General features: G+C 67.9%; 21 protein-coding genes. 10 read left to right on the forward strand and 11 right to left on the reverse strand.

Going from position 1 to position 23,651, the window contains the following annotated elements; genetic code table 11:
* Positions 1-48: 48 nt before the first annotated feature.
* From G5C50_RS13410 to G5C50_RS13435, 6 genes are all read right to left on the reverse strand, one after another.
* Positions 49-534 (reverse strand): hypothetical protein, encoded by a 486-nt coding sequence (locus tag G5C50_RS13410; protein WP_165070106.1) that lies wholly within the window; start codon positions 532-534, stop codon positions 49-51.
* Entirely contained in the window at positions 501-1,013 is a 513-nt protein-coding gene (locus G5C50_RS13415) for an RNA polymerase sigma factor (RefSeq protein WP_165070108.1), read from the reverse strand. Before G5C50_RS13415 ends, G5C50_RS13410 begins: the two co-directional genes overlap by 34 nt.
* A gap of 125 nt (positions 1,014-1,138) precedes the next feature.
* Positions 1,139-1,438 carry an anti-sigma factor family protein gene (locus G5C50_RS32320; protein ID WP_206107688.1) on the reverse strand — a complete coding sequence of 100 codons (300 nt, stop codon included), beginning with the start codon at positions 1,436-1,438 and terminating at the stop codon, positions 1,139-1,141.
* Positions 1,435-2,064, reverse strand: a complete 630-nt coding sequence (locus G5C50_RS13425; RefSeq protein WP_165070110.1) for a sigma-70 family RNA polymerase sigma factor — start codon at positions 2,062-2,064, stop codon at positions 1,435-1,437. Before G5C50_RS13425 ends, G5C50_RS32320 begins: the two co-directional genes overlap by 4 nt.
* A gap of 12 nt (positions 2,065-2,076) precedes the next feature.
* On the reverse strand, positions 2,077-2,652 hold the full coding sequence (locus tag G5C50_RS13430; RefSeq protein WP_206107689.1) for a peroxiredoxin family protein: 576 nt from the start codon (positions 2,650-2,652) through the stop codon (positions 2,077-2,079).
* A 48-nt stretch (positions 2,653-2,700) separates the two neighbouring features.
* Positions 2,701-3,510: a DUF1223 domain-containing protein gene (locus G5C50_RS13435; RefSeq protein ID WP_165070115.1), complete on the reverse strand. Its 810-nt coding sequence runs from the start codon at positions 3,508-3,510 to the stop codon at positions 2,701-2,703.
* A gap of 243 nt (positions 3,511-3,753) precedes the next feature.
* Between G5C50_RS13435 and G5C50_RS13440 the strand changes: the two genes are divergently transcribed.
* The gene (locus G5C50_RS13440) at positions 3,754-4,563 is read left to right on the forward strand and encodes a spondin domain-containing protein (RefSeq protein ID WP_165070117.1); all 810 of its coding nucleotides are present in this window, start codon (positions 3,754-3,756) and stop codon (positions 4,561-4,563) included.
* 135 nt (positions 4,564-4,698) lie between these two features.
* Here the strand turns inward: G5C50_RS13440 and G5C50_RS13445 are convergent, their stop codons facing one another.
* The 3 genes from G5C50_RS13445 to G5C50_RS13455 all read right to left on the reverse strand — a co-directional run bounded on the left by G5C50_RS13445 (position 4,699) and on the right by G5C50_RS13455 (position 7,766).
* On the reverse strand, positions 4,699-5,280 hold the full coding sequence (locus tag G5C50_RS13445) for a redoxin domain-containing protein (RefSeq protein ID WP_165070119.1): 582 nt from the start codon (positions 5,278-5,280) through the stop codon (positions 4,699-4,701).
* A gap of 153 nt (positions 5,281-5,433) precedes the next feature.
* Positions 5,434-5,727 carry a hypothetical protein gene (locus tag G5C50_RS13450; RefSeq protein ID WP_165070121.1) on the reverse strand — a complete coding sequence of 98 codons (294 nt, stop codon included), beginning with the start codon at positions 5,725-5,727 and terminating at the stop codon, positions 5,434-5,436.
* 89 nt (positions 5,728-5,816) lie between these two features.
* The gene (locus tag G5C50_RS13455; RefSeq protein ID WP_165070123.1) at positions 5,817-7,766 is read right to left on the reverse strand and encodes an alpha/beta fold hydrolase; all 1,950 of its coding nucleotides are present in this window, start codon (positions 7,764-7,766) and stop codon (positions 5,817-5,819) included.
* Positions 7,767-7,967: 201 nt separating this feature from the next.
* On the opposite strand from G5C50_RS13455, the gene G5C50_RS13460 reads away from it, so the two are divergent.
* From G5C50_RS13460 to G5C50_RS13490, 7 genes are all read left to right on the forward strand, one after another.
* A complete protein-coding gene (locus G5C50_RS13460) occupies positions 7,968-10,424 on the forward strand; it encodes a DUF1592 domain-containing protein (protein ID WP_165070125.1) in 2,457 nt (818 codons plus the stop codon).
* A complete protein-coding gene (locus tag G5C50_RS13465; protein WP_165070127.1) occupies positions 10,421-11,794 on the forward strand; it encodes a DUF1552 domain-containing protein in 1,374 nt (457 codons plus the stop codon). Before G5C50_RS13460 ends, G5C50_RS13465 begins: the two co-directional genes overlap by 4 nt.
* 110 nt (positions 11,795-11,904) lie before the next feature.
* On the forward strand, positions 11,905-12,462 hold the full coding sequence (locus G5C50_RS13470) for a sigma-70 family RNA polymerase sigma factor (RefSeq protein ID WP_165070129.1): 558 nt from the start codon (positions 11,905-11,907) through the stop codon (positions 12,460-12,462).
* Between the two features lies 1 nt (position 12,463).
* Positions 12,464-14,161 (forward strand): LamG domain-containing protein, encoded by a 1,698-nt coding sequence (locus G5C50_RS13475; RefSeq protein WP_165070131.1) that lies wholly within the window; start codon positions 12,464-12,466, stop codon positions 14,159-14,161.
* A gap of 305 nt (positions 14,162-14,466) precedes the next feature.
* Positions 14,467-15,510, forward strand: coding sequence for a DUF1559 family PulG-like putative transporter (locus G5C50_RS13480; RefSeq protein WP_165070133.1), 1,044 nt, complete (start codon positions 14,467-14,469; stop codon positions 15,508-15,510).
* A gap of 111 nt (positions 15,511-15,621) precedes the next feature.
* Entirely contained in the window at positions 15,622-16,002 is a 381-nt protein-coding gene (locus tag G5C50_RS13485; RefSeq protein ID WP_165070135.1) for a hypothetical protein, read from the forward strand.
* A 237-nt stretch (positions 16,003-16,239) separates the two neighbouring features.
* The gene (locus G5C50_RS13490; protein ID WP_165070138.1) at positions 16,240-17,214 is read left to right on the forward strand and encodes an aldo/keto reductase; all 975 of its coding nucleotides are present in this window, start codon (positions 16,240-16,242) and stop codon (positions 17,212-17,214) included.
* 17 nt (positions 17,215-17,231) lie between these two features.
* Here G5C50_RS13490 and G5C50_RS13495 read toward each other — a convergent pair whose 3' ends face one another.
* Together G5C50_RS13495 and G5C50_RS32325 are read right to left on the reverse strand one after the other, a co-directional pair.
* On the reverse strand, positions 17,232-18,260 hold the full coding sequence (locus G5C50_RS13495; protein ID WP_165070140.1) for a hypothetical protein: 1,029 nt from the start codon (positions 18,258-18,260) through the stop codon (positions 17,232-17,234).
* A gap of 290 nt (positions 18,261-18,550) precedes the next feature.
* The gene (locus G5C50_RS32325) at positions 18,551-20,296 is read right to left on the reverse strand and encodes a glycoside hydrolase family 16 protein (RefSeq protein WP_206107691.1); all 1,746 of its coding nucleotides are present in this window, start codon (positions 20,294-20,296) and stop codon (positions 18,551-18,553) included.
* Positions 20,297-20,848: 552 nt separating this feature from the next.
* Between G5C50_RS32325 and G5C50_RS13505 the strand changes: the two genes are divergently transcribed.
* A complete protein-coding gene (locus G5C50_RS13505) occupies positions 20,849-21,625 on the forward strand; it encodes a 2-phosphosulfolactate phosphatase (protein ID WP_165070143.1) in 777 nt (258 codons plus the stop codon).
* Between the two features lie 260 nt (positions 21,626-21,885).
* The gene (locus tag G5C50_RS13510; protein ID WP_206107692.1) at positions 21,886-23,406 is read left to right on the forward strand and encodes a glycine--tRNA ligase; all 1,521 of its coding nucleotides are present in this window, start codon (positions 21,886-21,888) and stop codon (positions 23,404-23,406) included.
* Positions 23,407-23,651: the final 245 nt, after the last annotated feature.

The raw sequence follows: 23,651 nt of genomic DNA on the forward strand, positions 1-23,651 counted from the left end.
GCGTACTCCCGGCTGGGGCTCGGCCCAGCCTGTGGGGAGGGGCGCGATCTACAGGTTCAGAAGACGGTCCCGATCGCGGACGCGGAGGGGCGTCGGACCTGGTCGCGAAGGGGCGTCGGAGTGAGAGGAGGGCCGATCAAGGTCGACGTCGCCGTCGACGATCCGGCGCGTGAGCGATAGGTAGCTGTAAGGGCTGGGGGGCGTCGGCGGAGTTTCGTCGCGCGACGGGGGCGCGACCGCGACCGGCGCGGAGGCATCCGCCGAGGCCGCGGCCAGAGCCAGGGCCGATTCGAGGTCCAGGCCGCGGCGATGCTCGCGAGACCAGGCCGCGCCGAGGCCGGCCGTCGCCAGGGCCAGCGCGACGGCCGCGGCGGCGACGACTCTCAGGGGGCGGCGGCCTTCGGCGAGGCCTGCGGCGCGGCCGGCTTCGTAGAGGGTCGCACCACGGTCCAGGCCGCCGGCCGAGGGTCGCCAGCCGTCGAGCCGGGATTCCAGCGCGGTCAGGTCGTCGATTCGGTCGTCGTTGATGGACATGGTCGTTCCAGCCTTTCCTGAAGCCGGGCGAGCCCGGACTTGTATCGTCGATGCGCGGCGGCCGTGGAACACCCTTGAAGCACGGCGATCTGGTCGAAGGTCAGTCCGCCCCAGATGCGGGCTGTGACGGCTTCGCGGGACTCGGCGTCCAACTCGGCTAAGAGCGAGGACGCGTCACGGGCGTCGAGCCGGTCGTCCACCGAGGCGAACCAGGCGTCGGCCTCCGATCGGCTGACCAGCCCCTCGCGGGCCCGGCGCCGGCGGTCGCCGCGGTGGGCGGAGACCGCCGCGTTGCGGACGACGCGATGGAGCCAGACGGCCGGTTCGTCGGGCAAGCGCCCCTGCCGCGCCAGGGCGACGAAGGCGTCTTGCACCAGATCCTCGGCCTCGGCGGCGTCGCGCCACTGGCGGGCGTAGAGGACCAGGGCCGCCGCGTGGGCGTCGAAGAGGCGTCCCAACACGTCCGGCCCGATCGTCATGCCCGTCGCCTCCCGATGGCCCTGGCGACGGCCCGTCCGTCTCCCCATGAGAGTACACGCCGCGGGCGGCGAGATTTCTCGGGGGCGATGAATTTGACGAGTGCATCGGGCGGCACGGGTGCCCTTTACACGTCCCGTCGTTCGTCGGGGGAGGCGTCGTGGAGGGTGCGGAGAATTCGGGCTCGCGCCTCGGCGCTGAGGGCGTCGAGCTCGATCGATTCGCCCAAGGTTCTTTGGCGGCAGGCTTTGCGGAGGAACTGGATCTGGCGGCGGAAGCGACGACAGGGCGGGCAGATGATCAGATGGCCGCCCAACGCCAGGCGGTCGACGAGGTCGAGCGGCTCGTCGAGCTGGCGCGAGGCCAGCTCGGACGCCGAATCGCACGCGAGGGTCAGGATCGAGCGGAGCCGTCGCAATCGCTTCATGGACGTCTCGGAGGGCCGTCGGCGTCGGTGCCGAACCAGTGTTTCTCCAGGCAGGCCCGGAGCAGGATCCGCGCCCGGTGGAGCCGGACTCGCAGGTTGCCGGGGTTGACGCGGAGGTCGACGCGGAGTTGATCAAGTTCCACGCCCTCGACCTCCCGGAGCAGGAAGGCCCTGGCGAGGTGGCCGGGGAGGCGAGACGAGCAGTCCTCGAACACCCGCCAGAAGTCGGCGTCGTCGAGCGCCGCCTCGGGGGATCGCCATTTCGCCGGGGCTTCCCGCCAGCGGCCCCGGGCGTCGAACAGGTCCGACGACGGCCGATCGCCGGGACCGGGGAGGTCCGCTTCGATCATGGCCGAACTCGACCGCTCACGGCGATAATGGTCGGCGATCTTCCGTCGGAGAATGCCCAGCAGCCAGGTCCGGGCGGCGGCCTCGCCGCGATAGAGGTGGACGCCCCGGAGGGCTGCAAGGAGAACGTCCTGGACGAGGTCCTCGGCGATCTCCCGACGACCGACGCGCGCCCGGGCGTAGCGGTAGAGCGCGTCGCCGTGCCGATCCAGCCAGGCGGACGGGTCGGCGGTCTCGTCGGCAGGCCCGGAGGTCCCAGGGTTCGGAGTGCTCGACATCGCGGCGGGGCCTCACTCGCCCCCGGTTCGCATGCCCGGGGCTTGCAAGATCTCGGGCGCCTTCACGCGTCCGCCGTGCCCATGGCTGACCTTCGCGAAGGCGACCTTACGCCCCGGGCCGATCACGAACGTGGAGGGGTAAGCCGTCTCGCCCGGGGCGTCCCAGCGGAGCCCGTAGGCCCTGGTCACGGCGAAGTCGGGATCCAGCACGAGGTCGAAGTTGTCGGGCAGCCCCTTGCCCGACGCGAAGTCCTGGGCGTGCGCCTTCAGGGCTTCGGCCGGGCCGGGATAGAGCAGGACGACCCGGGCCTTTCGCTCGCGGAACTGACCGGCATTGCGGACCAGCTCGGCGACTTGCGCCGTACAGGCCGGGCACTCGTAGCCCGGCCAGCCCCGGAGGACCACCAGGACCACGGGCCCCCTCTCGGTCAGCGTCTCCAACCGAACGGCCCCGTCGGCGAGGGTTTTGAGGGTGAAGTCCGGGGCCAGGCCCCCGACGCTCGGCGGAGCGACGGGGCCGGCCGCCAGGGCGCCGGCGACCAGGAACAGGAAACCGCAAGGAGGTGAAAGACGGTGAATCGTACGCACGGCAAGTCTCCCGAGGAACTGATTCCCACCAAGGATTCCACACATCGGTCACTTCGCTTTCGTCGCCCGCCACGGGATGTCGACGGCCTGGTAGACGACGGCCGTGCGCTTGTTCTGGACGAAGCAGGCCAGCCGCAGCCTGTCACGCTTCCAGGCGGGGTCGATCGTGAAGGCGAACTGCTTCGACGCCGGGGCGGTCCCATTCAACTCGACGAAATCGTACTCGGTCCGGCGGGCCGGGAACCGGGCGATCAGGGTCTTGCCGGCGTTCTCCCCAGACTGGACGTCGGTCGAGACGCCGTCCTCGCGAAGCACCGCGCAGACGAGCAGCGGCGCGTCGTCGAGCTTCGTCGATCGGCGAGCGACCGCGACGAACGCCTTGCCCGACAGTCCATCCTCAGCGACGTCGAGTTTCACGTCCAGCGACACGGCGGGCGGTTTGGTCCGAGCCGCGCGGATCGCGGCGGCGGCCGAGGCCGGGTCGCGGCCGTTCACCGACCGGGCGCCGTCGATCATCAGCATCGGCGTATAGTAGAGGCCGTACGATTCGGGCTTGGGCCCGGTGTAGACGTCGTTGTAGACCATCTGCCGCTGGCTGTAGATCGGGTCGGAGAAGACGTCTTTCCACGGCTTGTTGAAGTAATCGACGTGGAAGGCGATGGGGACGATCCCCGGGTTCTCGGCGGCGAGCCGGCCCAGGATCTCCTCGGCGGCGGGGCACATGTCGCACCCCTGCGAGGTGTACAACTCGACGAGGACCCCGCGCTTGGACGACGAGGGCTCCTCAGCGGCCGAGGAGGAGGGGAGGGCCGCCAGGGCGACGACGACTGCGGCGAGGAGCCGGCTTTGAGGGGGCATTGAGGAGTCTCCTGGAGCGAGGCCGCGACGGAGGAGGTCGAGGCGGTCCGGTCGCCCCGAGGACGCTGGCAAGACGCCGCCCGCGGCCGAGTTATTCGCCCCTATCGCCGATCCGCAGGAAATCGCCCCGGACGCGTAACGCTCGAAGGGATCCCGCGACTAATGCCAGGGCGACGGCCAGGAGGCCGCGCCGATCCGCCTCCCATGAGGCACGGTTTCGAGCAATCCAACAGAGGACGATCCATGCTGAGAACCCACCTCGCGCGGGCCCGGTCGCTCGCGCTCACCGCCTTTCTCGTCGTGATCGGTTGTGCATCGGCGGCCGCCGGCGAGTTGCAGATCACGGTGACCAGCAATCAACCGGCCGGCGGCTTCGCATTTTCTCCGGTGTGGTTCGGGGTCCACGACGGGACCTATCGCACGTTCGCCCCGGGGACGGCGGTCTCGCCGGCCTTGCAGGCGGTCGCCGAGCTGGGAGACCCCTCGGCGCTGGCGACGGCCTTCACCGGCCACGGCTCGCAGGCGATCGCGGGCTCGGCGCCGATCGGGCCGGGGGGGACGGCTTCGACGATCCTGGACGTCGCCTCCCCGACGACGCAGCAGTACCTGAGCTTCGCGTCGATGGTGGTCCCCTCGAACGACTTCTTCTTCGGGAACTCCGACCCGTTGGCGTTTCGCTTATTCAACGCCGCCGGCCAGTTCCTGGGGCCGATCACCATCCAGATCTTCGGCTTGAACGTCTGGGACGCCGGCAGCGAGCGGAACGACATCGGCTTCGGCGCGGCGTTCATCGTCGGGGACGACGCCACGGGCCACGTCGCCGAGAACGGCGTGGTCGCGCCCGTCTTCGGCGGCTCGGCCGACAATTCGGCCTACCTCGCCTCCATCCTGGGCAAGTCCACGCCGTACGGCTACGACATCTCGCACCTCATGAGCCCCGGCGACCTCATCGCCACGATTCGGATCGAGGCCGTCCCCGAGCCGGCGTCGATCGCGATGTTCGGCGCGGGCCTCGTCGCGATCGGCGTCGCGACACTTCGGCGGCGCGGCTGAGGCCTTGGGTTACGAACCGAACGACGGCGGCTCCGCTCCGGCGGCGGAGCCGTTCGTCTCCACTGCTCGGCCCGGCTCACCTCGGACGGGGGCCTCGGGCCGGGCCGAGGGGGGCGACGAGTCGCTCTCCTGCTTTCAAGGTTGCAGCGTCGTGGCCGAAACGCCCAGGGCTTGCAGGATTTCGGACGCGTCCGCACGGCCGCCGTGGACGCGGCTGACCTTCGCAAAGGCGACCTTACGGCCGGCGCCAAGCACGAAGGTGGAGGGATAAGCCGTTTCGTCCCCGCCCTCCCAACGCAGGTTGTAGGCCTTGGTCATAACGTAGTCGGCGTCCAGCACGAGGTCGAAGTTGCCCGGGAGATCCTTGGCGGCGACGAATGCGTCGGCGGCCGCCTTCAGACCGTCGGCCTCGCCGGGATAGACCAGCACGACCCGGGCGTTTCTCGCCCGGAACTCCGCGGTTCTTCGGACCAGATCGGCGACCTGTTGCGTGTCGTAAGAGTCCTGGAATCCCGGCCAGCCGCGGAGGAGCACCACGACCGCCGGCCCTTGCTCCACCAACGCTCCCAGATGGACCGACTTGCCGGCGGGCGTCTTGAGCGTGAAGTCCGGCGCCTGGCCGCCCACGACCGGCGGTTCCTTCGAGCTCTGCGCCCCGGCGCTGGAGACGAGGAGCAGCAGCAGGCACGGCTGGAAGAGGCGGAGGGCCGAGTGCATCGTCGAAGTCTCCAGAGGAAATGTAGGGTCATGTAGAATCATACACGAACATTACTTGGCCGGCAGGCCCTGCCATGGAAGATCGACCGCCTGATGAACGACGGCCGTCCGCTTGTCTTGCACGAAGCAGGCCAGTCGCAATTTATCGCGATCTCAGGATGGGTCGATTGTGAAGGAGAACTGCCTGGAAACGGGGGCGGATCCACTCAATTCGACCAAGTCGTACTCGGTGCGACGGGCCGGGTAGCGGGCGATCAGAGTCTTGCCGGCGTTCTCGCCGGAGATCCCCGGATTCTCGGCGGCGGGGCACATGTCGCACCCCTGCGAGGGGTACAACTCGACGAGGCCCCCGCGCTTCGCTGGGGAGGCGGCCTCCTCGGCGGCCGCGAATTGGACGATCGTCGTCAGGAAGACGGTCACGGCCAGGTGCAGCCGGCGGAGCGGCATGAGGGATTCTCCTGAAGCATGCCATCGAGAAAGTCTGTGGCGTTCCCGTCGCCACGAGAATGCGAGCAAGACGACCGCCGCCGCCAGGCTCAGAACGAATCTGCCGCGTACCAGATCGAGACGAGCGCCAGAACCACGACCACCCATGGGACGCCCGCCACGACGAGCGCGGCCCAGCCGGCCGTGGGAAGGACGCCGATCCACCATCCGAGCAGGAACTTCGTGAGGTAGTAGGTGAAGGCGAGGAGGAGCAGCAGGGCGAGCAGGATGCCGAACCAGACGAGGCCCGAGATCTTGGTGACCCACTGGAGGTTCTCCTCGGGCTTCTGAGGCTTCAACTCGATCGGGAAGGACGCTGCGCCCGCCTTCGGGCCCAGCAGAATGAACCGGGAGAGCGACTCGTGGTTGCGCGGGTCGAGAGCCGCGCCGTGGCCTCCGTCGACGGTGAACTGGTTGCGGTTGGCGACGTCCCTGGTGAATCCGGTCAGACCGCCGCTTCCCAGGACGCCCCGCGGTCGTCGAAAGACGCGCCGGAGCTGCTCGTGGAAGGCCGGGAAAAGGCCCACGACCCAGTCGCGCGTGGCGACGTCGTTGCGCAGGTCCTGGAGCCGTCCCTCGGCCTCGAACTCGTCCCACTCGTAGTCGCGGTCGACGACGCTCCCGGTCAGGGCGACGCGTTCGAACCGACACGCCTTGTAGTCGCGCATCGCCTGCGCCAGCATGTGCGTGCCGTGGCTGTGGCCGACGAATCCGAAACGGCGGCGGGCGTTGGGGAACTGCGCGACGTCCTGAGTGTACGAGTCCATGAATTCGCGAGTCACCTTGAGGCGGTCTCGGGGGATCAGGAAGTTGAGCAGGGAGAAATAGACGTACTTCCCTTTTCGGACCACGAGCGAATCCTCCGGCATCCCCTCCGCGCGGGCGACGTCCTTGAGCTTCTCCGCCACCGCGTCGACCCAGTCGCCGTAATCCCGGATGCCGTGGACAAGGTAAACGACGCGCGTCACCTCGTCGCGGCGTCGGTTCTCGACGGCCGTCTGTGGGCCGATCTCCCCCACGGGGTCGGCGATCGCCGTGCGGAAGAGCCGCTCGCGCTTCTCGCAGCTTTCCGGAGAGTGGCCCGGTCCGGGGGTGAATCGCAGGATGTCGTAATGCCCGGTCTGCTTGCTGCGCTCGATCCCATCCGAGGTCACGACCAGACTGCAAAACTTGTCGCCCGCCAGCAGCACGTCCTGGTGGTCGGACTCCTTCATCATGTTGTCGTACTTGCCCACCAGCAGGATCGTGAGCGGATAGCCCTCGGCGGTCGCATTGAGGTTCGACCACTGGACGCGGAGGTTGCCGATGAACGGCGAGCCGCGCAGGGTTGCGAAGATCAACTTCCCGAGCCCCGCCTTTCGGGCCGGCCTCTGGATCAGCCGGAAGAACCAGTAGAGAGGCCGGCTCATGTACTCAGGCCGCACGGTCAACGTCCAGCCTCGGTCCATGCTCGACATCAGGACCATCCGTTCGACCAGGCCCGGCCAGGGCTTCTTCCCCCGAACGAGCTGCGTGGGACAGTCCTGGACCTGCCCGCGGCCGTAGACGTACGCCTTGCGGATCATCAACGCTCCGACGCTGTGGCCGATCAGCACGATTTTCCGATAGCCGTCGCCGGGTCGCTGGGCCCGGGCGTCGACGGCTTCCTGGATGGCGTCGCTCAGGTCGGCCGCGATCCTCGCCGCATCGGCCCGGGAGAGCCAACACGTCAAATTGCGGAAGAAGGCCCAGATGAAGCGGATCGGCCAGGAGAGCCGTCGCAGGATTTCGAGGAATCGGGACCGGGGCCGAGCGCCTCCCTCCACGACCCACCGATTGGAACCCCAACTCGCAGGATAGCGCGGCGCCAACAAATCGGCGTCCGGATACTCTTCGAGGACGACCCGCCGGAGGTCCCGAAGCCGGTCCCAGGGATACCCCCAGCCGTGCACGAGGACGACCAGGTCGAGCGATCTGGACGCAGGGGGGAAGGCGACCGGCTTGGGGTAGGCGAGGGCCATGTCGTCGGCTCCAGAGGGCTGATCCCGCGCCCGTTCCGTCCGCGAGGGGCGTCGTCGATACGCCGGTCCCCCGCATTGCGGCGTCGTCGACGACGCCTCTGGCGGTACGCTTCCTTTGTGTTATAATCTTCGGGACCGTTGCATGCGCCCTCCCTGGAACGGTTCCCGCCCCGACCTCTCACCGAGGAGCCGGCGCCGCTGATGAATCGCCCCTTCACGCAGTCTCTGATCATCCTCATCCTGGGGGCCCCCCTGGCGGCGAATCCGCGCGCCACGGCCGGCGAGGATGCGGCCGCCGAGGCGACGGGCCTCTTCAAGACGTACTGCTACGACTGCCACGGCGACGGCGCCCGCAAAGGGGGCCTGGCGCTCGACGAACTGCTGAAGCCCGGCAAGGGCGAGGGCCGGCTCGAGTGGGAGTCCGTCTGGAAGATCGTCCGCCACGAGTTCATGCCCCCCGCCGACGCCGACCGTCCCTCCGACGACGAACGCCGGGAGATGACCCGCTGGATCGAACGCCAGGTCTTCCACGTTGAGGCATCGAAGCCCGACCCAGGCCGCGTGACCATCCGCCGCCTCAATCGGATGGAGTATCACTACACCGTCCGCGACCTGTTCGGGATCGAACTGGATCTGGCCAGGGAACTCCCCCCGGACGACACGGCCTTCGGCTTCGACAACATCGGCGACGCCCTGACGCTCTCCCCCGCCCTCCTGGAAACCTACCTGAAGCTGGCCGAGAAGGTCGTCGAGTCGGTCGTCGTGACCGACGGCCCACGCCATCCTCGGGTCGACCTGTCGCCCCCTCAGTTCAAGGCGACGGCACCCGACGAGAAGGGGCGACTCCAGCAGACCGCCCAGGTTGAGCTGAAGCATTCGGGCCGCTACCGCGTCGAGGTCCAGTTCCGGCTGGGCGACTTCCGGGCCACCACCGGCGATTACCTGTTCCAGATGACCATGGGCGGGACGAAGCTCGCCGAACAGGTCGTCAGCGACGGCGGCGAGAAGACCTACGTCCTTGCCGGCGAGGTCGAGCTGCCGGCTGGGACGCACGCCCTGGCTCTGTCGACCGAGCCGACGCCCCCCGTCGCCGGGGGCGACAGGCCGCGTTCGTTGACCCTCTTCCCCAGAGCCATGGTCGTCGGGCCGCTTGGGTCGAACATCTTCGACGTTCCCGAGCCTCACCGCCGGATCTTCTTCAACGGTCCCGCGCCCGAGGACCCCGCGGCTCGTCGAGCTTACGCCAAGTCCGTCATCCGGCGCGTCGCCGATCGGGCCTTCCGTCGCCCCGCGACCGACGAGGCGATCGAGCGGCTGGCCGACGTCGCCCTGGAGGGGGGCTCGTTCGAGGTCGGAATCGCCCGGGCCCTGACGGCGATCCTGGGCTCCCCTCGGTTCTTCTACCGGGCCGAACTCCAGGCGCACCCGGACGACCCGGCGGAAGTCCAGCCGCTCGACGAATACGCGCTGGCGTCTCGGCTCTCGTACCTGCTCTGGCTGAGCCTTCCGGACGACGAGTTGTCCCGACTGGCCGCGGAAGGCCGATTGCGGGCCGAACTCCCGGGGCAGCTTCGCCGGATGCTGGCGGATCCGAGGTCAGGCCGGTTCTTCGAGGACTTCGCCGGCCAGTGGCTGCGGACGCGCAACATCCTGCACACCCCGATGACCAGCCGCGATTCAGCCCGCGTTACGCCCGTCCGCCCCGCCATGAAGCGCGAGACGGAGATGCTCTTCGAGTACATCGCCCGCGAGGGCCGCGACCTCGTCGAGCTGCTGACGGCCGACTACACGTTCCTCAACGAGAAGCTCGCGAGGCACTATGGGATCGACGGCGTGTCCGGCGACGAGATGCGCCGGGTCCCTCTGCCGCCGGAGAGCCATCGCCAGGGCGTGCTGACCCACGGCGGCCTGCTGATCTCCACGTCGAACCCCGGCCGAACCTCGCCGGTGAAGCGCGGGGTGTTCGTGCTGGAGAACCTGCTGGGGAAGGAAGTGCCGCCACCTCCGCCGAACGTCGCGCCATTGGAGGACGAACGGCGGGGCGGGTTTCGGTCGAGGACGCTCCGCGAGCAACTGGCCGCGCACCGGGAGCAGGCGTCGTGCGCCTCGTGCCACAACCGCTTCGACCCGATCGGCCTGGCGCTGGAGAACTTCGACCAGCTCGGCGTGTTTCGCGAGCGAGAGCGCAACGGCCAACCCGTCGACGCCACCGCGAAGCTCGTGACGGGCGAGGCGATCTCGGGGGCGGCCGAGCTGGGCCGGGCGCTGGCCTCTCGGCCCGAGGCGTTCTACCGCTGCGTGGCCGAGAAGCTGCTGACCTACGCCCTGGGCCGCGGTTTGGAACCTTCGGACGCACCCACGCTGGACGCGATCACGGCCCGAACCAAGGCGGAGCATGGAGCGTTCCCCGCGATGCTGACGGCCGTGGTCGAGAGCGCTCCGTTCCAGTCGCGTCGTGGCGACGGCGGCGAGGCCGCGGCTCAAGCGCGGACGGCCCGGATGCAGCCCCCGCCGCCGGAACGTCGGGGCGCCGCCGGCCGAAGCATGGTGGAGGCCGCCCGTCGCGCGGCGGCCGGGGAACAGGCGAAGAACCAGGCGGAACCCGAAGAGGCCGAGGCCGAGCGCCCGGCAGGCGCCGAAGTGGAGGGAAGGCCGTGAGCCGACGACCGACGACCGACGGGACCAGTCGACGCGCCTTCCTTCGCGGCCTGGGCGCCTGCGTGGCGCTGCCGACCCTCGAATCACTGGCCCGCCCTGCGCGAGCGGGGGCCGTCGCCGGCCGCCCGGCGCAGACGGCCTCCGGCATGCCCCTGCGGACGGCGTTCGTCGCCTTCCCCAACGGCTCGAACTACGAGCGCTGGCTCCCCTCTGGCGAGGGCCGCGACTACAAGGCGAACGAGACGTTCGTCCCGATGGCCGCGCTCCGCGAGAAGTTCCAGATCATCACCAACCTGGCCCACGACGCGGCCAACGACTGGGGAGACGGTCCCGGCGATCACGCTCGCTCCGGAGCCACCTTCCTGACCGGCGCCCACGCCTGGAAGGCCGGCGGCGCGAGGCTCCATCTGGGGACGTCGGTCGATCAGGTGGCCGCCGCGCAGGTCGGCCGGACGACGCGGATCGACTCGCTCCAGCTCGGCACCGAGCCCGGCCGTCTCTACGGGGCCTGTGACACCGGCTACGCCTGTGCGTATCAGTACAACCTCTCGTGGGCTTCCGAGAGCACCCCCCTGCCCCCTGAGCCCAACCCCCGAATGGTCTTCGAGCGTCTCTTCGGCGCGCCCGGCCCCAACCGTGAAGCCCTCCTGCGACAGCGTTTGGAGACCCGCAAAAGCGTCCTCGACTTCGTTCTGGACGACGCCCGCAGCCTGCAGAAGTCGCTGGGTCGGAACGACCGCGCCAAGCTCGATGAGTACCTGGCGGGCGTTCGCAAGCTCGAAGAGGAGATCGAAAAGCACGAGCGGTTCCGCTCGCCCGATCCCTCGCTCGCCCCGGCCCTCCCCGCCGGCATCCCCGAAGGCCACGGCGATCACGTCGACCTGATGTACGACCTGATGGCCATCGCCTTCCAGTCCGACTCGACCCGCGTGATCAGCTTCGCCGTCGCCCCCGAGGGGAGCAACCGCCCTCTCCCGGAGCTGGGCCTGACCGAAGGCCACCACTACCTCACCCACCACGCCGGCGATCCGGAGAAGCGCAAGAAGGTCGGCCAGATCGAGCGCTGGTACATGGAGCGGTTCGCCCGCTTCCTGGCGAAGCTCGACGCCGCCAAGGACGCCGACGGATCGTCCGTCCTGGACAACGCGATGATCGTCTACGGCTGCGCCATCGGCGACGGCAACCGGCACAACCACGACCAGTTGCCGGTCGTCCTGGCGGGCGGCGGCGGTGGGACGCTTTCCCCCGGCCGTCACGTCAAGCTGGCCTCCGCCACGCCGATGACGAACCTCTACGCCTCCATGCTCGACCGCCTGGGCGTCCGCGCCGAACGCGTCGGCGACAGCACCGGGCGGCTCGACGAGGTCTGATCGAAGGTTCCCGGGCGAGGAATCTCGTAGAGCAGCGTGAGATTGAGGCGGCGACGGCAAACTAAGGGTTGTCGAGCGAGGCCGCGAACCCTCGTCGCGAGGTCGCCGGGATGTTGAGCGACGCGGAGATCCGCGAGGTGATCGATCAGGTGTCGCGCGGTAACCGCGAGGCCTTTCATCTGATCGTCCGCGCTTACAACCTGCCGCTGCGCAGCTTCATCGCCAGTCAGGTTCACCACCTGGAAGACGTCGACGACCTGGCGCAGGAGGTGCTGCTGGGCGCCTATCGCAACCTGGGCGACTTCCGCCGCGGCGAGGACTTCGGAGCGTGGCTGCGGGGCATCGCACGCAACCAACTCCTCTTCTATTTTCGCACCTCGGGAAGGCGACGGAAGGCGATGGAACGGTTCCGCGAAGACGCCTCGCGGCTCGTCCAGGCTGATCTCGACCACGCGGTCTCGGGCGACACCAGCGAGGCCGTCGAGGCCCTGCTGCGTTGCGTGGGTCGGCTCCCGGAGAAGCTCCGCCGCGTGGTCCGCGCCGGCCTCGACGGCGACAAGCCGGCGCTCCTGGCCAAGGAACTGATGACCACCGTCGGCGCGATCTATAACCTGCACTACCGAGCCAACCGCCTGTTGCGGGAATGCATGACGAGGGAACTTGACTGAGATGGATCCCGACCTGCGCGAGATGATCGCCGCCTGGATGGGGGGCGACCTGGAATCGGCCGAGGCCGAGCGATTGCTCGCGAGGCTGCGCGACGACTCGGCCTTTCGGCTCGCGTTCGTCGCCGAGATCCGGATGCTCGGGATGCTGAAAGCCGTCCAGTCGTCGGAGCCGCGCTGGCTGCGCCTTGAGGACGAACTGGGCTGGAGCGCCTTGCAAACGCCCGACGACGAAGCCTCAGCCGTGGAGGAGGAGTTCGCCCGGCGGCTGTCCGAGGGACCCCCGCGACTGAGCCAGGCCGGACGGCGACGGGCGGCTTGGCTGACGCCGACTGCCGCAGCCGCCGCGGTCCTCGCGGCAGCCGCCCTCGTCTACTGGGTCGCGTCGCGGCGTGGGAACGTTCCACCCGCCCCGGTCGTCGTCCTGGGGGCGCCGCCGGCCTTGACCCCGGCCATTGCGATGCTGGTCCAGGAAGACTCGGCTCGTTGGAATACGTCGAGCGGGCCGCCGCCAGCCGTCGGCGAGGTCCTCCGCCCGCGTCGTCTTGAATTGCTGGAAGGCCGCGCGACTCTCTCCATGCTCAACGGCGTGCGGCTCGTCGTCGAGGGGCCGGCCGACCTGGATTTGATGTCCGTCGATCAGGTCCACTGCCGGCGTGGTCGGTTGCGCGCCCGGGTGCCCGAGGGCGCCGAAGGTTTCGTCGTTTCCGGCCCGGGCTCAGCGGTCGTCGACATGGGGACCGAGTTCGCGCTCAATCTCGCCCCCGAGGGCGCGGCGCGAGGTCGGGTCATCCAGGGGAAGGTGGAGGCTGCGGCGCTGGGACCCTCCGGGATGCTGGAACGCTCTCGCGTGCTGTCCGAGAAGCGGAGCTTCAAGATCGACCACTCCGTGATCGAGCTTGAAGAGAACGACTCGCCGACCGACTTCGTCGGACCGTCGAACCTGACCGTCGGTACGCTCGCCCCGGCCGCCGATTACGCCTCCACGATCCTGGCCGACCATCCTGCGAGTTACTGGCGGTTCGAACGCCTGGATTCGGGGAAAGTCTCGAACGAGGTCTCGGGCGGACCCGATCTCGTCGCTCACGGCCCGGTCCGACTCGCAGATCCCGTCGACGGCCGTGACAACCACTGCGCCGAGTTCGTCGAGGGGGACACAAGCCAGTACTTCAGCCCCACGACACTCTGGTCGCCTCCCGAACGGCCGGGGTACGCCGTCGAACTCTGGTTCCTTACCGAGTGGATCTCGCACGCCGCGCTGGCCGCGATGGTCTCCGAGCCCGACACTCAGAACCACGCGTTCCTTCTGGAGTTGACTTCACGGAACCGCCTGACGCTCCTATATAAGCCGGCTTCGGTCCGGATGGTCCATCGCCGTCCTCCAGGTCGTGGGGGCGGCGGCACGGTCTTCTCCGAGCCGTGCTACGTCCCCTACCGCTGGCATCACCTGGTCGGCCAGATGAACGGCGATCGGATGGAAGTCTATCTCGACGGTCTTCCCACCGCGTCGTCGGTGGTTTCCGCGGGCCCGGCGACTCCTCCCGCGCAACTGATCTTCGGTCGGCTCACGACGATCCCCATCCACGACTCCGGCTACAGCCGGCCGTTCTACGGGCGGATCGACGAGGCGGCGATCTACGATCACCCGTTGACGCCTGAGCGGATTCGCCTCCACCACGAACTGGGCCGGGCCCGGCCCTGAAGCGGCAGGCTTGTGAAGAGACGGTGAATTTCGTCGCGGCGCCCGGCTTTTCCGCGGCAAAGTCGAGTTCCGTGTGAGATTCGAACCGACGCGGCAAATTCGTTGCGTTCGAATCTCTAAGTCATCCGTCGTGTCTTCGCGGACGCTTACTCGTCTGCCCTTGGGATCGAAGAAGCCGAAATCACGCCTAAGCGTGCATCGGCCTCCTCGCCTCGCGGTCGGTCTGTGGAAGGGCCTGCGCCGGCCGCGTCCACATTGCACGGCCGAGCAAGGCCGATCCTTCCTCAACGTCAGAGGGATAACGCATGCGCACCTCATCGCCGCGACTCGGCTTCACACTGATCGAACTCCTGGTGGTGATCGCGATCATCGCCGTGCTCATCGCACTGCTGCTGCCGGCCGTGCAGGCGGCTCGCGAGGCCGCCCGTCGCGCTCAGTGCGTCAACAACCTCAAGCAGATCGGCCTGGGGTTGGCCAACTATGAGAGCGGCGTATCCGCTTTCCCAACCTCGGAGTTGGAACGGTGGGCCCCCGGCAACACGTCGCCCTCTGCGCTGGTGATGGTCCTTCCCTACATCGAGCAGACGGTGCTTGCGAATGCGTTGAACTATCTCAATATCGCCCCGGCCGCGGGCGGACCGACCTTCTGGAACTCGACGTCGCCGGTCAACTCGACGGTGCAGTTCGCGGTGATCAACGCGTACCTCTGTCCCTCGGACCAGTCTCGGCTGACCTTCGCCTACGGCAGTACGAACTACCAGGCTTGCACGGGGGCCGACGCCAACAACTTCAACAGCACCACGACCGTCCGGACGGTCACCAGCGTGCAGTCGTACGCGGGCGTCTTCAACGGCCTGAGCGTCTCCAACAACATGGGCGCGATCGTCGACGGCACGTCGAACACGGTCGGCATGAGCGAGGTCGTCAAGGGGATCGGCCAGGTCAACACCTGGGATCCGCTGAAGCCGGGGGCTTACGCTTCGAGGGTCTCCACGGCGGCCTCGAACAACCCCCAGACTGACAACGCGAACTGCAAGACCGTCAACCGTTCCGCTGCCAGCATCTCGGCCGGTTGGCCTTTCGGCGGTGCCTGGTGGTGGGGACGTTCCGGTCAGACGCGGTACAGCCACGTGATGACCCCGAACGACGTGAGCTGCGCCTTCGGCAGCACGAGCAACACCGACAGCAACCTCGACGCCATCACGGCGTCCAGCCGGCACTCCGGCGGCGTGAACGCCCAGTTCATGGACGGCTCGGTCCGTTTCATCAAGGATAGCATCAGCCCCGCGACCTGGTGGGCGCTGGCGACCCGGTCCGGCGGCGAGGTGATCTCGTCCGATTCGTACTGACCCGCGCCGTCGACCTTCGACTCCGCTCGGCTGACGCGGCGAGCCCAGGGCAACGCGGGGCATCGAACCCATACTGTTCCTCTGGATGTTTGCAGCAGGGAGAATGGACAGATGATGCGAACGATGCGCTGGGTGTTGACCTCGGCCGTGACCACGGCCGCCTTGCTGGGCGTCGTGGCGGGATGCGACGACGGGACGCCGCCCGTGGAGAGCGGAATGGAGGAGGTCGCGGTCAAGGGAACGGTCACGCTCAAGGGGAAGCCGCTTGAGAATGGCGACATCACCTTCGACGGCAGCAACGTCAAGCGGAAGAACGGAATCCTGAAGTCCGCCAAGGTGAAGGCGGGCGTCTACGAGGCCAAGGCCCTGGTCGGCGGCAACTCGGTCACCGTTCACTCCAAGGAGATCGACAAGGACACGGGCCTCTCCGCCAACTCCAAGTTCGTGGAGCTGAAGGCTGGGGAGGAGAACAAGGTCGACATCCAGCTCTAAGCCGGACTGACGCCTTTGAACGAGACCTGGGGGAATGCCGCGCGATCCCGCACGGCATTCCCCTCGCTGATTTCGTACGCCAAGTGGTCCGGCGCTTGCGCCGTGCATTGACTCCAATCGATCCGGCCGACGTCCGAGATTTGCGGCGAAGGCTGGGCTCGCCTCTCGGGACCGGGTACGATGCGCCCGTCGTATCGCCCGAGCCTGTTCCCGACACCAACCGCCAGGAGCCGCGTCATGGACCTTTCGCGTCGCCAGTTCATCCAGACCGCGGCCGTCGGGGCCGCCGTTGCACCTTCGCTGGGCGCGGCCGCCGCGGCCGGCAAGCTGCCGAGCCGGCCGTTCGGCAAGACCGGGATGGAGGTCTCCATCCTCGGCTTCGGCTCGGGCAGCCGGTTCCTTATGTACGATGAAGACACGGCGCTCCAGGCTTTGACGAAGGCCCTGGAAGGCGGGATCACGTACATCGACACCGCCAACAACTACGGCAACGGCAAGAGCGAGGAGCGGATCGGCCGCATCCTCCCCGAGTGGCGCTCCAAGGTGACGCTCGCCAGCAAGATCGCCGGCCGCACGGCGGACCTGTTCAATCGCCAGCTTGAGGCGAGCCTGAAGCGGCTGAAGACCGACCACCTGGACGTCTGCCATCTGCACGCCCTCTCCGGTCCCGAGGACCTCGCCAAGATCGAGGCCCCCGACGGCGCGTTGAAGGCCCTGTACAAGGCCCGCGACGAGAAGATCATCCGGGCCGCGGGGATCTCCTGCCACGCCGCGCCCGAGTCGCTCAAGCTCGCCCTGGAGCGGCACGACTTCAACGCCACCCAGATGGCCCTGAACGCGGCGCTCGCCCGCATGGCCGAGGCCAAGGGAGGCATGAAGGCCACGCCGATGCCCCCGCCGGGGAGCTTTGAGGAACTCGCCTTGCCCGTCGCCGTGAAGAAGGGGCTGGGGATCATCGCCATGAAGGTCTTCGCCCAGGAGCAGATCCTTGGCGCTGCGCCGGTGGAGAAGCTGCTGGCGTACTCGCTGTCGCTGCCGGTGAGCCTGGCCAGCGTGGGGATGCCCAAGCTGGAGTTCATCGACCGCAACCTGGAACTGGCCCGCGCCTTCACCCCGATGTCGGCCGACGACCGCCACAAGCTGAACGACTCGATCGCCTCCGAGCGCAAGGCGGCCGTCGTGGAGTTCTTCCGCGACCACCTCGACGCCTGACAGGCTCTCGCGGTCATTCACTGCAACCACCGGGCGGCCGCTCGGACCGCGGTCCAAGCGATCAGCCCGGCGGTCGCTAGCGCCAGCAGGACGGCCGCCGCGTCGCGGTTTGGGGATTCGGCGGGGGCTTTCGGCGGTGAGGGAGCCTTTATCTTCGGGCCCAGGAGGCGGCGAGCCTCGTCGAGCGTGATCGGAGGGACCTCGAGGGCCAGCGGGACCGAGCCCCCAGGGCCTTCGATCGCACGGACCGGTCCGGTGGTGATGATCGCCGGCCTGGCGTCCAGGTCGAGAGATGAAGTGGCGCGAAAGTGGGCCGTCGCACGTCGGCCGCCCATCGGGGTGAAATCCGGCGACTCCCCATTCTTCGCGTCGAGCCCTCCCAACTCCCACGTCTCGCAGTCCCATCCGGTCGGTACATACCCGCCCGAGGCGCACCGCCAGGCTTCCTGGACCTCCACCGTCAGGCCGGTCGCCGTGCCCGATCCTCGGTCGAACTTGATCAGACGGGCCGTCCTCGGGAGCCAGCCGATGGAAGGGTCGTAGGCGACCTCGATCCGGATCCATCCACTTTCGCTGATCTTGTGATACGACTCCACCTCCACGGGGCGGCCGTCTCGAACCCCCGGTAGAAGCTCCGGCGTCACCCCCGGGAAGACCGACTCGATCATGTGGGGGAATGACGTCGCCATCCCCCACCAGAGCGGCGACCGGGCGTCCTCCGGCAGAGCGGCCCCCTCCCCCTCGGCGACCTCCAGCGAACGAGGGCGCCGCGAGACCAGGGTTGTACCGTTCCACAGGACCTCGTCCGCGGCCAGACCCGGACCCCCCTCCTCCGGCCGCCATCGCAGGTGCTCCGTCCGGCCGTCGCAGGCCCACGTCCCAAGGATGACCGTCGCCGGGTCTTCGACCCCGCTCCCCGCCAGCCGATCGTACGCGAACCGGAATTGCACCTTCGCCCGGGTGACCGCATAGTTCGCCTGCGACCGCTCCAGCGGTGTCAGCCCGCTCGCCAGGACGCCGAGGATCATCGCTGTCGCGAACGTCATGGGAAGACCCTCTCGAACAGAATCTATGACATGTGTCATTCGGCCTCTGTCGTGGATTCTTTCGCCGAGAGTTCCCGTCGTCAAGGGGTTTCTGCGACATTTGTAGGATTGGCGGATCGAGGGCGGAACTACGGGTTGGGGGCTCCCTTGATAGGGGACGACTCTGCGTCGACGCGGGTAGTCTCGTAGGGCTGATTCCCGCCGGGGTTCGTCCCCGAGGTCCTCATCGAATGATGTTTCAATTATAGGATGGTGTGTGAATCTCGGGATGCGACGAGGGCCATGGCGTTTCAGTCTTTCGCATAGACCCTCACGAAATCGACGATCATCGTCGAGGGCTCCGGCGTCTTGTCGACGGGCCAGCCGCCGCCGAGGGCGAGGTCGACGAGGAGGTACAGGGGGACCTTGGCTTCGGGAGGGGTGGGGTGGCTGCGGAGCGGGACGCCGTCGAAGTAGTAGGTGACCTGGGCGTCGTCGACCATCACGCCGTAGGTGTGGAATTCGGCCGTCATGTCGGGGACCAGGGCGACGTCGCCGTCGGCCGTGTGCTTGCCACCCGGCGGGGGCCAGAGATGGGTCGTGGTGTGGAGGGCGTTGTCGTTGACGCCGTATTGTTCGACCACGTCCAGCTCGATCTGCGTGATCGTCTTCTTATCCTTCGGCTCCTTCAACTGGGGGACGCCCAGCAGCCAGAAGGCGGGCCAGGTGCCGGGCCCTTTGGGGAACTTCGCCCGCATCTCGAAGTAGCCGAACTTCTGCGAGAAGCCCTGGCCCGTGGGGTCGACCGACGCCAGCAGGCCCGACCGCCACTTGCCGTCGACCTTCCTGGCGGTGATGTGGAGCATCCCGTCCTTCAACTCGAACGGGAAGCCGGGCTTCGGGTCGGCGAAACCGGCGTCGCCGAAGTCCCCCGAATACGGCGTGTGGGCGATCCAGCGCGTGCCGGGGCCCCAGGCCGAGACGTCTAGCGGTCCGTTGAACTCTTCGCTGAAGGTGCGCCGCCAGCCCGTGAGATTCAGGCTCGGCGGCGGCAGCTTGGGGATGGGTGCGTCGGCGCGGATCTCCAGGGAGCCGACCCGACAGGCGTCCTCGCCGATCATCGCCAGGCTCGACGCCGTTGCCGCGCGGAACGGCTTGCGGCCCCCGCCCTTCGCGGCCGGCTTGCCCGACCAGAAGCCAACGACGACTTCATAACGCCCCGGCGCGACGTTCGACGGCACGATGACCGTCTTGCTGTACGTGACCCGGCCTTTCCAGTCGGCCGTCGGTCGGCCCGGGTCGTGATCGGCCTGGAAGACCATCTGGCCTTTCTCGTTGCGGAAGTGGACGAAGACGCTGCACTCGATCCCCAGCGGCTCGGCGTCCCAGGTGTAGCTCATCCGCGTCCCGAACCCCGGTCGACAGATGGCGGGCTCGATCGTGCACGCGACGAGCGTCGGCTTCCCCGCGGCGGGCGGGACCGCGGCGAGATCGTCGACCCACAGGCTCCCCCGTCCCGCCTTCACCGCGTTCTTGCCGATGTTCAGCCCGATCCCCTTCGCCGGCCCGTGCCAACGGCCGTCGTTCGCGCCACCCCAGTGCTCGCCGCCGACGAGGCCGGTGATCGGGAGGTCCAGTTCCCGCCAGTCGCGATCGGCACCCTCGGGGAGCCTGGCCTTCGACTGGTGGCACTGGCCAGTGGCGTCGACGATCCGGACGCCGATCTCCGCGAGATCCCGCGCCTGCACCCAGACCCGGAGCCGTTCGACGTCCGGCAACTCCAACCCTTCCAGATCCCGCCAGACCCCGACGTACGCCCCGCCCGCGCGGAAGTCGCCGTCGAGCCGAAGCGACGCCTTGCCGCCATGCGCAAACGTCGCATCCCGCTCCATCGCCCCCTTCGCCCCCGGGAACTCCTCGCCGCCGACGAACTTCCAACCCTTCAGATCCCCCTCGAAGCCATCGACCGTGATCCCGGTCGACTGCGCCGAAGCTGAGGATGTTGTCAGGATGACCCAGACGAGCCAGAGCGATGAGCGGACGAAGTTCGGACGCATGGGAGGTGTCCTCATGAACCCGGGCAGGGTGGGGCTGCGGCTTCTCGGAGTCTGGCGGGAGCGTCGAGGCGGGACAAGAGGCGTGATTTCGCGGCGGCTTCGATTGGGTTCGGTCGGTGCGGCGTGTTCGAGGCTTTTGATGTCGCAAGGCCTGTGTTTTCAGTAGGTTGTGGTTTCTGGCGGCGGCTCGGCGATTGGCTTCGGTCGACGACTTCTCGTGGGGCGTTTCACTCGATCTCACCACCAGGCAGAGCGATCTGGGTGCCATGCCCACGCTCGTTCGTGGGCATGCGATCAGCAACGGTCGCGCGTCAGCTCTCGTCGGTTCATGGCCATGCAAGCGTGGTCGTGCCGTTCGTCATCCGTCCAAGTAGTAGGGTACGACCGAAACGCCAGGCTTGGTCGAGGGGCCAGGGATATGGGGAGTGTGCGGGTGAGGTCGACGCGGTCGGCGGGGACTCCCCAGGCGGGGCGGGGTGTGCCATAATCGCGGGGTGGAATCTCGCATGAAGGGCCATGGGGCCGCATGCGGGGAGGGGGAAGGAGTCGGTGATGGTCTCGGTGCATTTACTGCCGGCGTTGATCCCGTCGGGGGCGTTGCGCGGGGGGGTGGCGGTCGTGATCGACGTGCTGCGAGCCTCCACGACGATCGCCCACGCGCTGGCGCACGGTTGTGAGGCCGTGCTCCCCTGCCTGGAAATCGACGAGGCCCGGCGGATCGCGGCGGATTTTCCGAGAGGTCAGGCGCTGCTCGGCGGCGAACGTCGGGGAGAGCCGATCGCGGGGTTCGACCTGGGGAACTCGCCGGGCGACTACTCGGCGAAAGCCTGCTGCGGCAAGACGCTGGTGATGACCACTACCAACGGCACGAAGGCGCTGCTCGCCTGCCTGGATGCGGAAACGGTTCTCGTCGGTGCGTTCGTGAACTTCGCGGCGACCGTTCAGCGGTTGATCCACGAGGAGCGCCCCATCCACATCGTTTGCGCCGGGACCGAAGGCCAGATCAGCTACGAGGATTCGCTGCTGGCCGGCGCGTTCGCCAGCCGGCTCGCCGACCTGGAGCACGACCTGGCCAACGACCAAGCCGAGGTCGTCCACGGGCTCTGGGAGCACGTCGACGAGAGCATCCGGTCGTACGAGGACCACGGCCGTCGATCGGGCGAGGAGCCACCCCTGGTCCGCTACCTCAAGCGCGGGGCCGGCGGCCGTCGCGTGATGGAGCTGGGTCTGGGCGACGACATCGAAATCGCGGCCACCCTCAACCGGGACGACTGCCAGGTGGTCGTCGAATTGGCTCGCGACCCGCTGCGGCTGGTGGTTTCGGATTAAGACGAGGAAAGCTCGGGCTCCTGCTGAGAAAACGGAATGGAGTCGTGATCGGGTGGCATGGCCACGCTTGTCGTGGCCATGGATCGGCGAGGGATGTTTGCGAGACCATCGCCGATCGCATGCCCACGACGGGCGTGGGCATGGCACCCAAGCCAGATCCGGTCTCTTGTGGTAATCGGTCGTAGTTTCCAGAATACGGACCCGCGGCCAGGACCGCGGCGGAAGTGAATCGATCTCAAGAGGGGAAGGCGAGGGGGACGATGGAACTCGAAATGGACAAGCTGGTCTCGCTGTGCAAGCGGCGAGGGTTCATCTTCCCTTCGAGCGAGGTCTACGGCGGGATCAACGGTTTCTGGGACTACGGTCCGCTGGGCGTGGAGCTGAAGCGGAACATCAAGGAAGCCTGGTGGCGGGACAACGTCCAGATGCGCGACGACATGGTCGGCCTGGACTGCTCGATCATCATGAATCCGCGGGTCTGGGAGGCGTCCGGGCACGTCGGCGGGTTCAGCGACCCGATGGTCGACTGCCGGGCGACGAAGGAACGCTACCGGGCCGACCAGATGTACGTCTTCGCGTACCTCTTCCCCGCGACCAACGCCAAGGGGGAGCCGGCCGAAGCCTGGCTCGCCGGCCTGGGGGGCTCGCCCGAGGAGGCTGGCGAAGGCGTTGAGAAGCGCGCCGCGAAGCTCGCCAAGAAGCTGGGCAAGCCGACGGCCGACCCGGTGATCACGCCCTACCTCCAGATCGCCGCCGACGACCGCATCAAGGTCATCGGCCCCTCCACCGACGAGGCCGGCACGCTCACCGAGCCGCGCTCGTTCAACCTGATGTTCAAGACGTTCGTGGGGGCTCTTGAGTCCGAATCGAACGTCGCCTACCTGCGGCCGGAGACGGCCCAGGGGATCTTCGCCAACTTCAAGAACGTGGTCGACACGGCGCGGGTGAAGCTCCCCTTCGGCATCGCGCAGATCGGCAAGAGCTTCCGCAACGAGATCAACCCGCGCAACTTCACGTTCCGCTCGCGCGAGTTCGAGCAGATGGAGATCGAGTTCTTCTGCCGCCCCGAGGAGGCGAAGGACTGGTACAAGTACTGGCGCGACTCGCGGTTCGCCTGGTACACCGGCCTGGGCCTGCGGTCGGACAAGCTCCGCCTCCGCGACCACGACGCCGAGGAGTTGGCCTTCTACTCGACGGCCACCGCCGACATCGAGTACGCCTTCCCGTTCGGCGTCAGCGAGCTGGAGGGGATCGCCCACCGCGGGGCCTACGACCTGACCCAGCACATGAAGTTCAGCGGCAAGGACCTCTCGTACTTCGACGAGGAGAAGAAGGAGCGGCTGACGCCCCACGTCATCGAGCCCTCCGCCGGCGCCGACCGCGCCACGCTGGCCTTCCTCTGCGAGGCGTACGTCGAGGACGAGGTCGGCGGCGAGACGCGAACCGTCCTGAAGTTCCACCCCCGGATCGCCCCCGTGAAGGCCGCCGTCTTCCCGCTGGTCAAGCGCGACGGCATGCCCGAGAAGGCCGACGCGATCTATCGGGAATTGAAGAAGTCTTACAACGTCTATTACGACGAGAAGGGCGCCATCGGCCGCCGCTACCGCCGTCAGGACGAGGCCGGGACGCCGTTCTGCATCACGGTCGACAGCCAGACGGCCACCGACGACACGGTCACGTTCCGCGACCGCGACTCCTGCCGCCAGTGGCGCGTGCCGGCCGCCGGAGCGGTCCAGGCTGTCCGCGATTTGCTCGACGGCAAGCCGGTTCCCTCGGCCTAATGACCAAGAATCGTCTTCCCCCCTGGAGGGGGAAGACAGACCGCGAAGCGGTCAGATGAGGGGGACGACCGCCAGGGAGTTCTCAGTTGTTAGTTCTCAGTTCTCAGCCGAGGGAACATAGTCGTCTTCCTCTCTCTCAACTGAGAACTGAGAACCATTCGTGCCCTTCGGGCCACCTTCCCCCGCGAGGGGGGAAGGCCGTTATGATGGGTCCTTAATATCCACAACGGCGAGCCTTTTCCCTC

Source organism: Paludisphaera rhizosphaerae, assembly GCF_011065895.1.
Lineage (GTDB): Bacteria > Planctomycetota > Planctomycetia > Isosphaerales > Isosphaeraceae > Paludisphaera > Paludisphaera rhizosphaerae.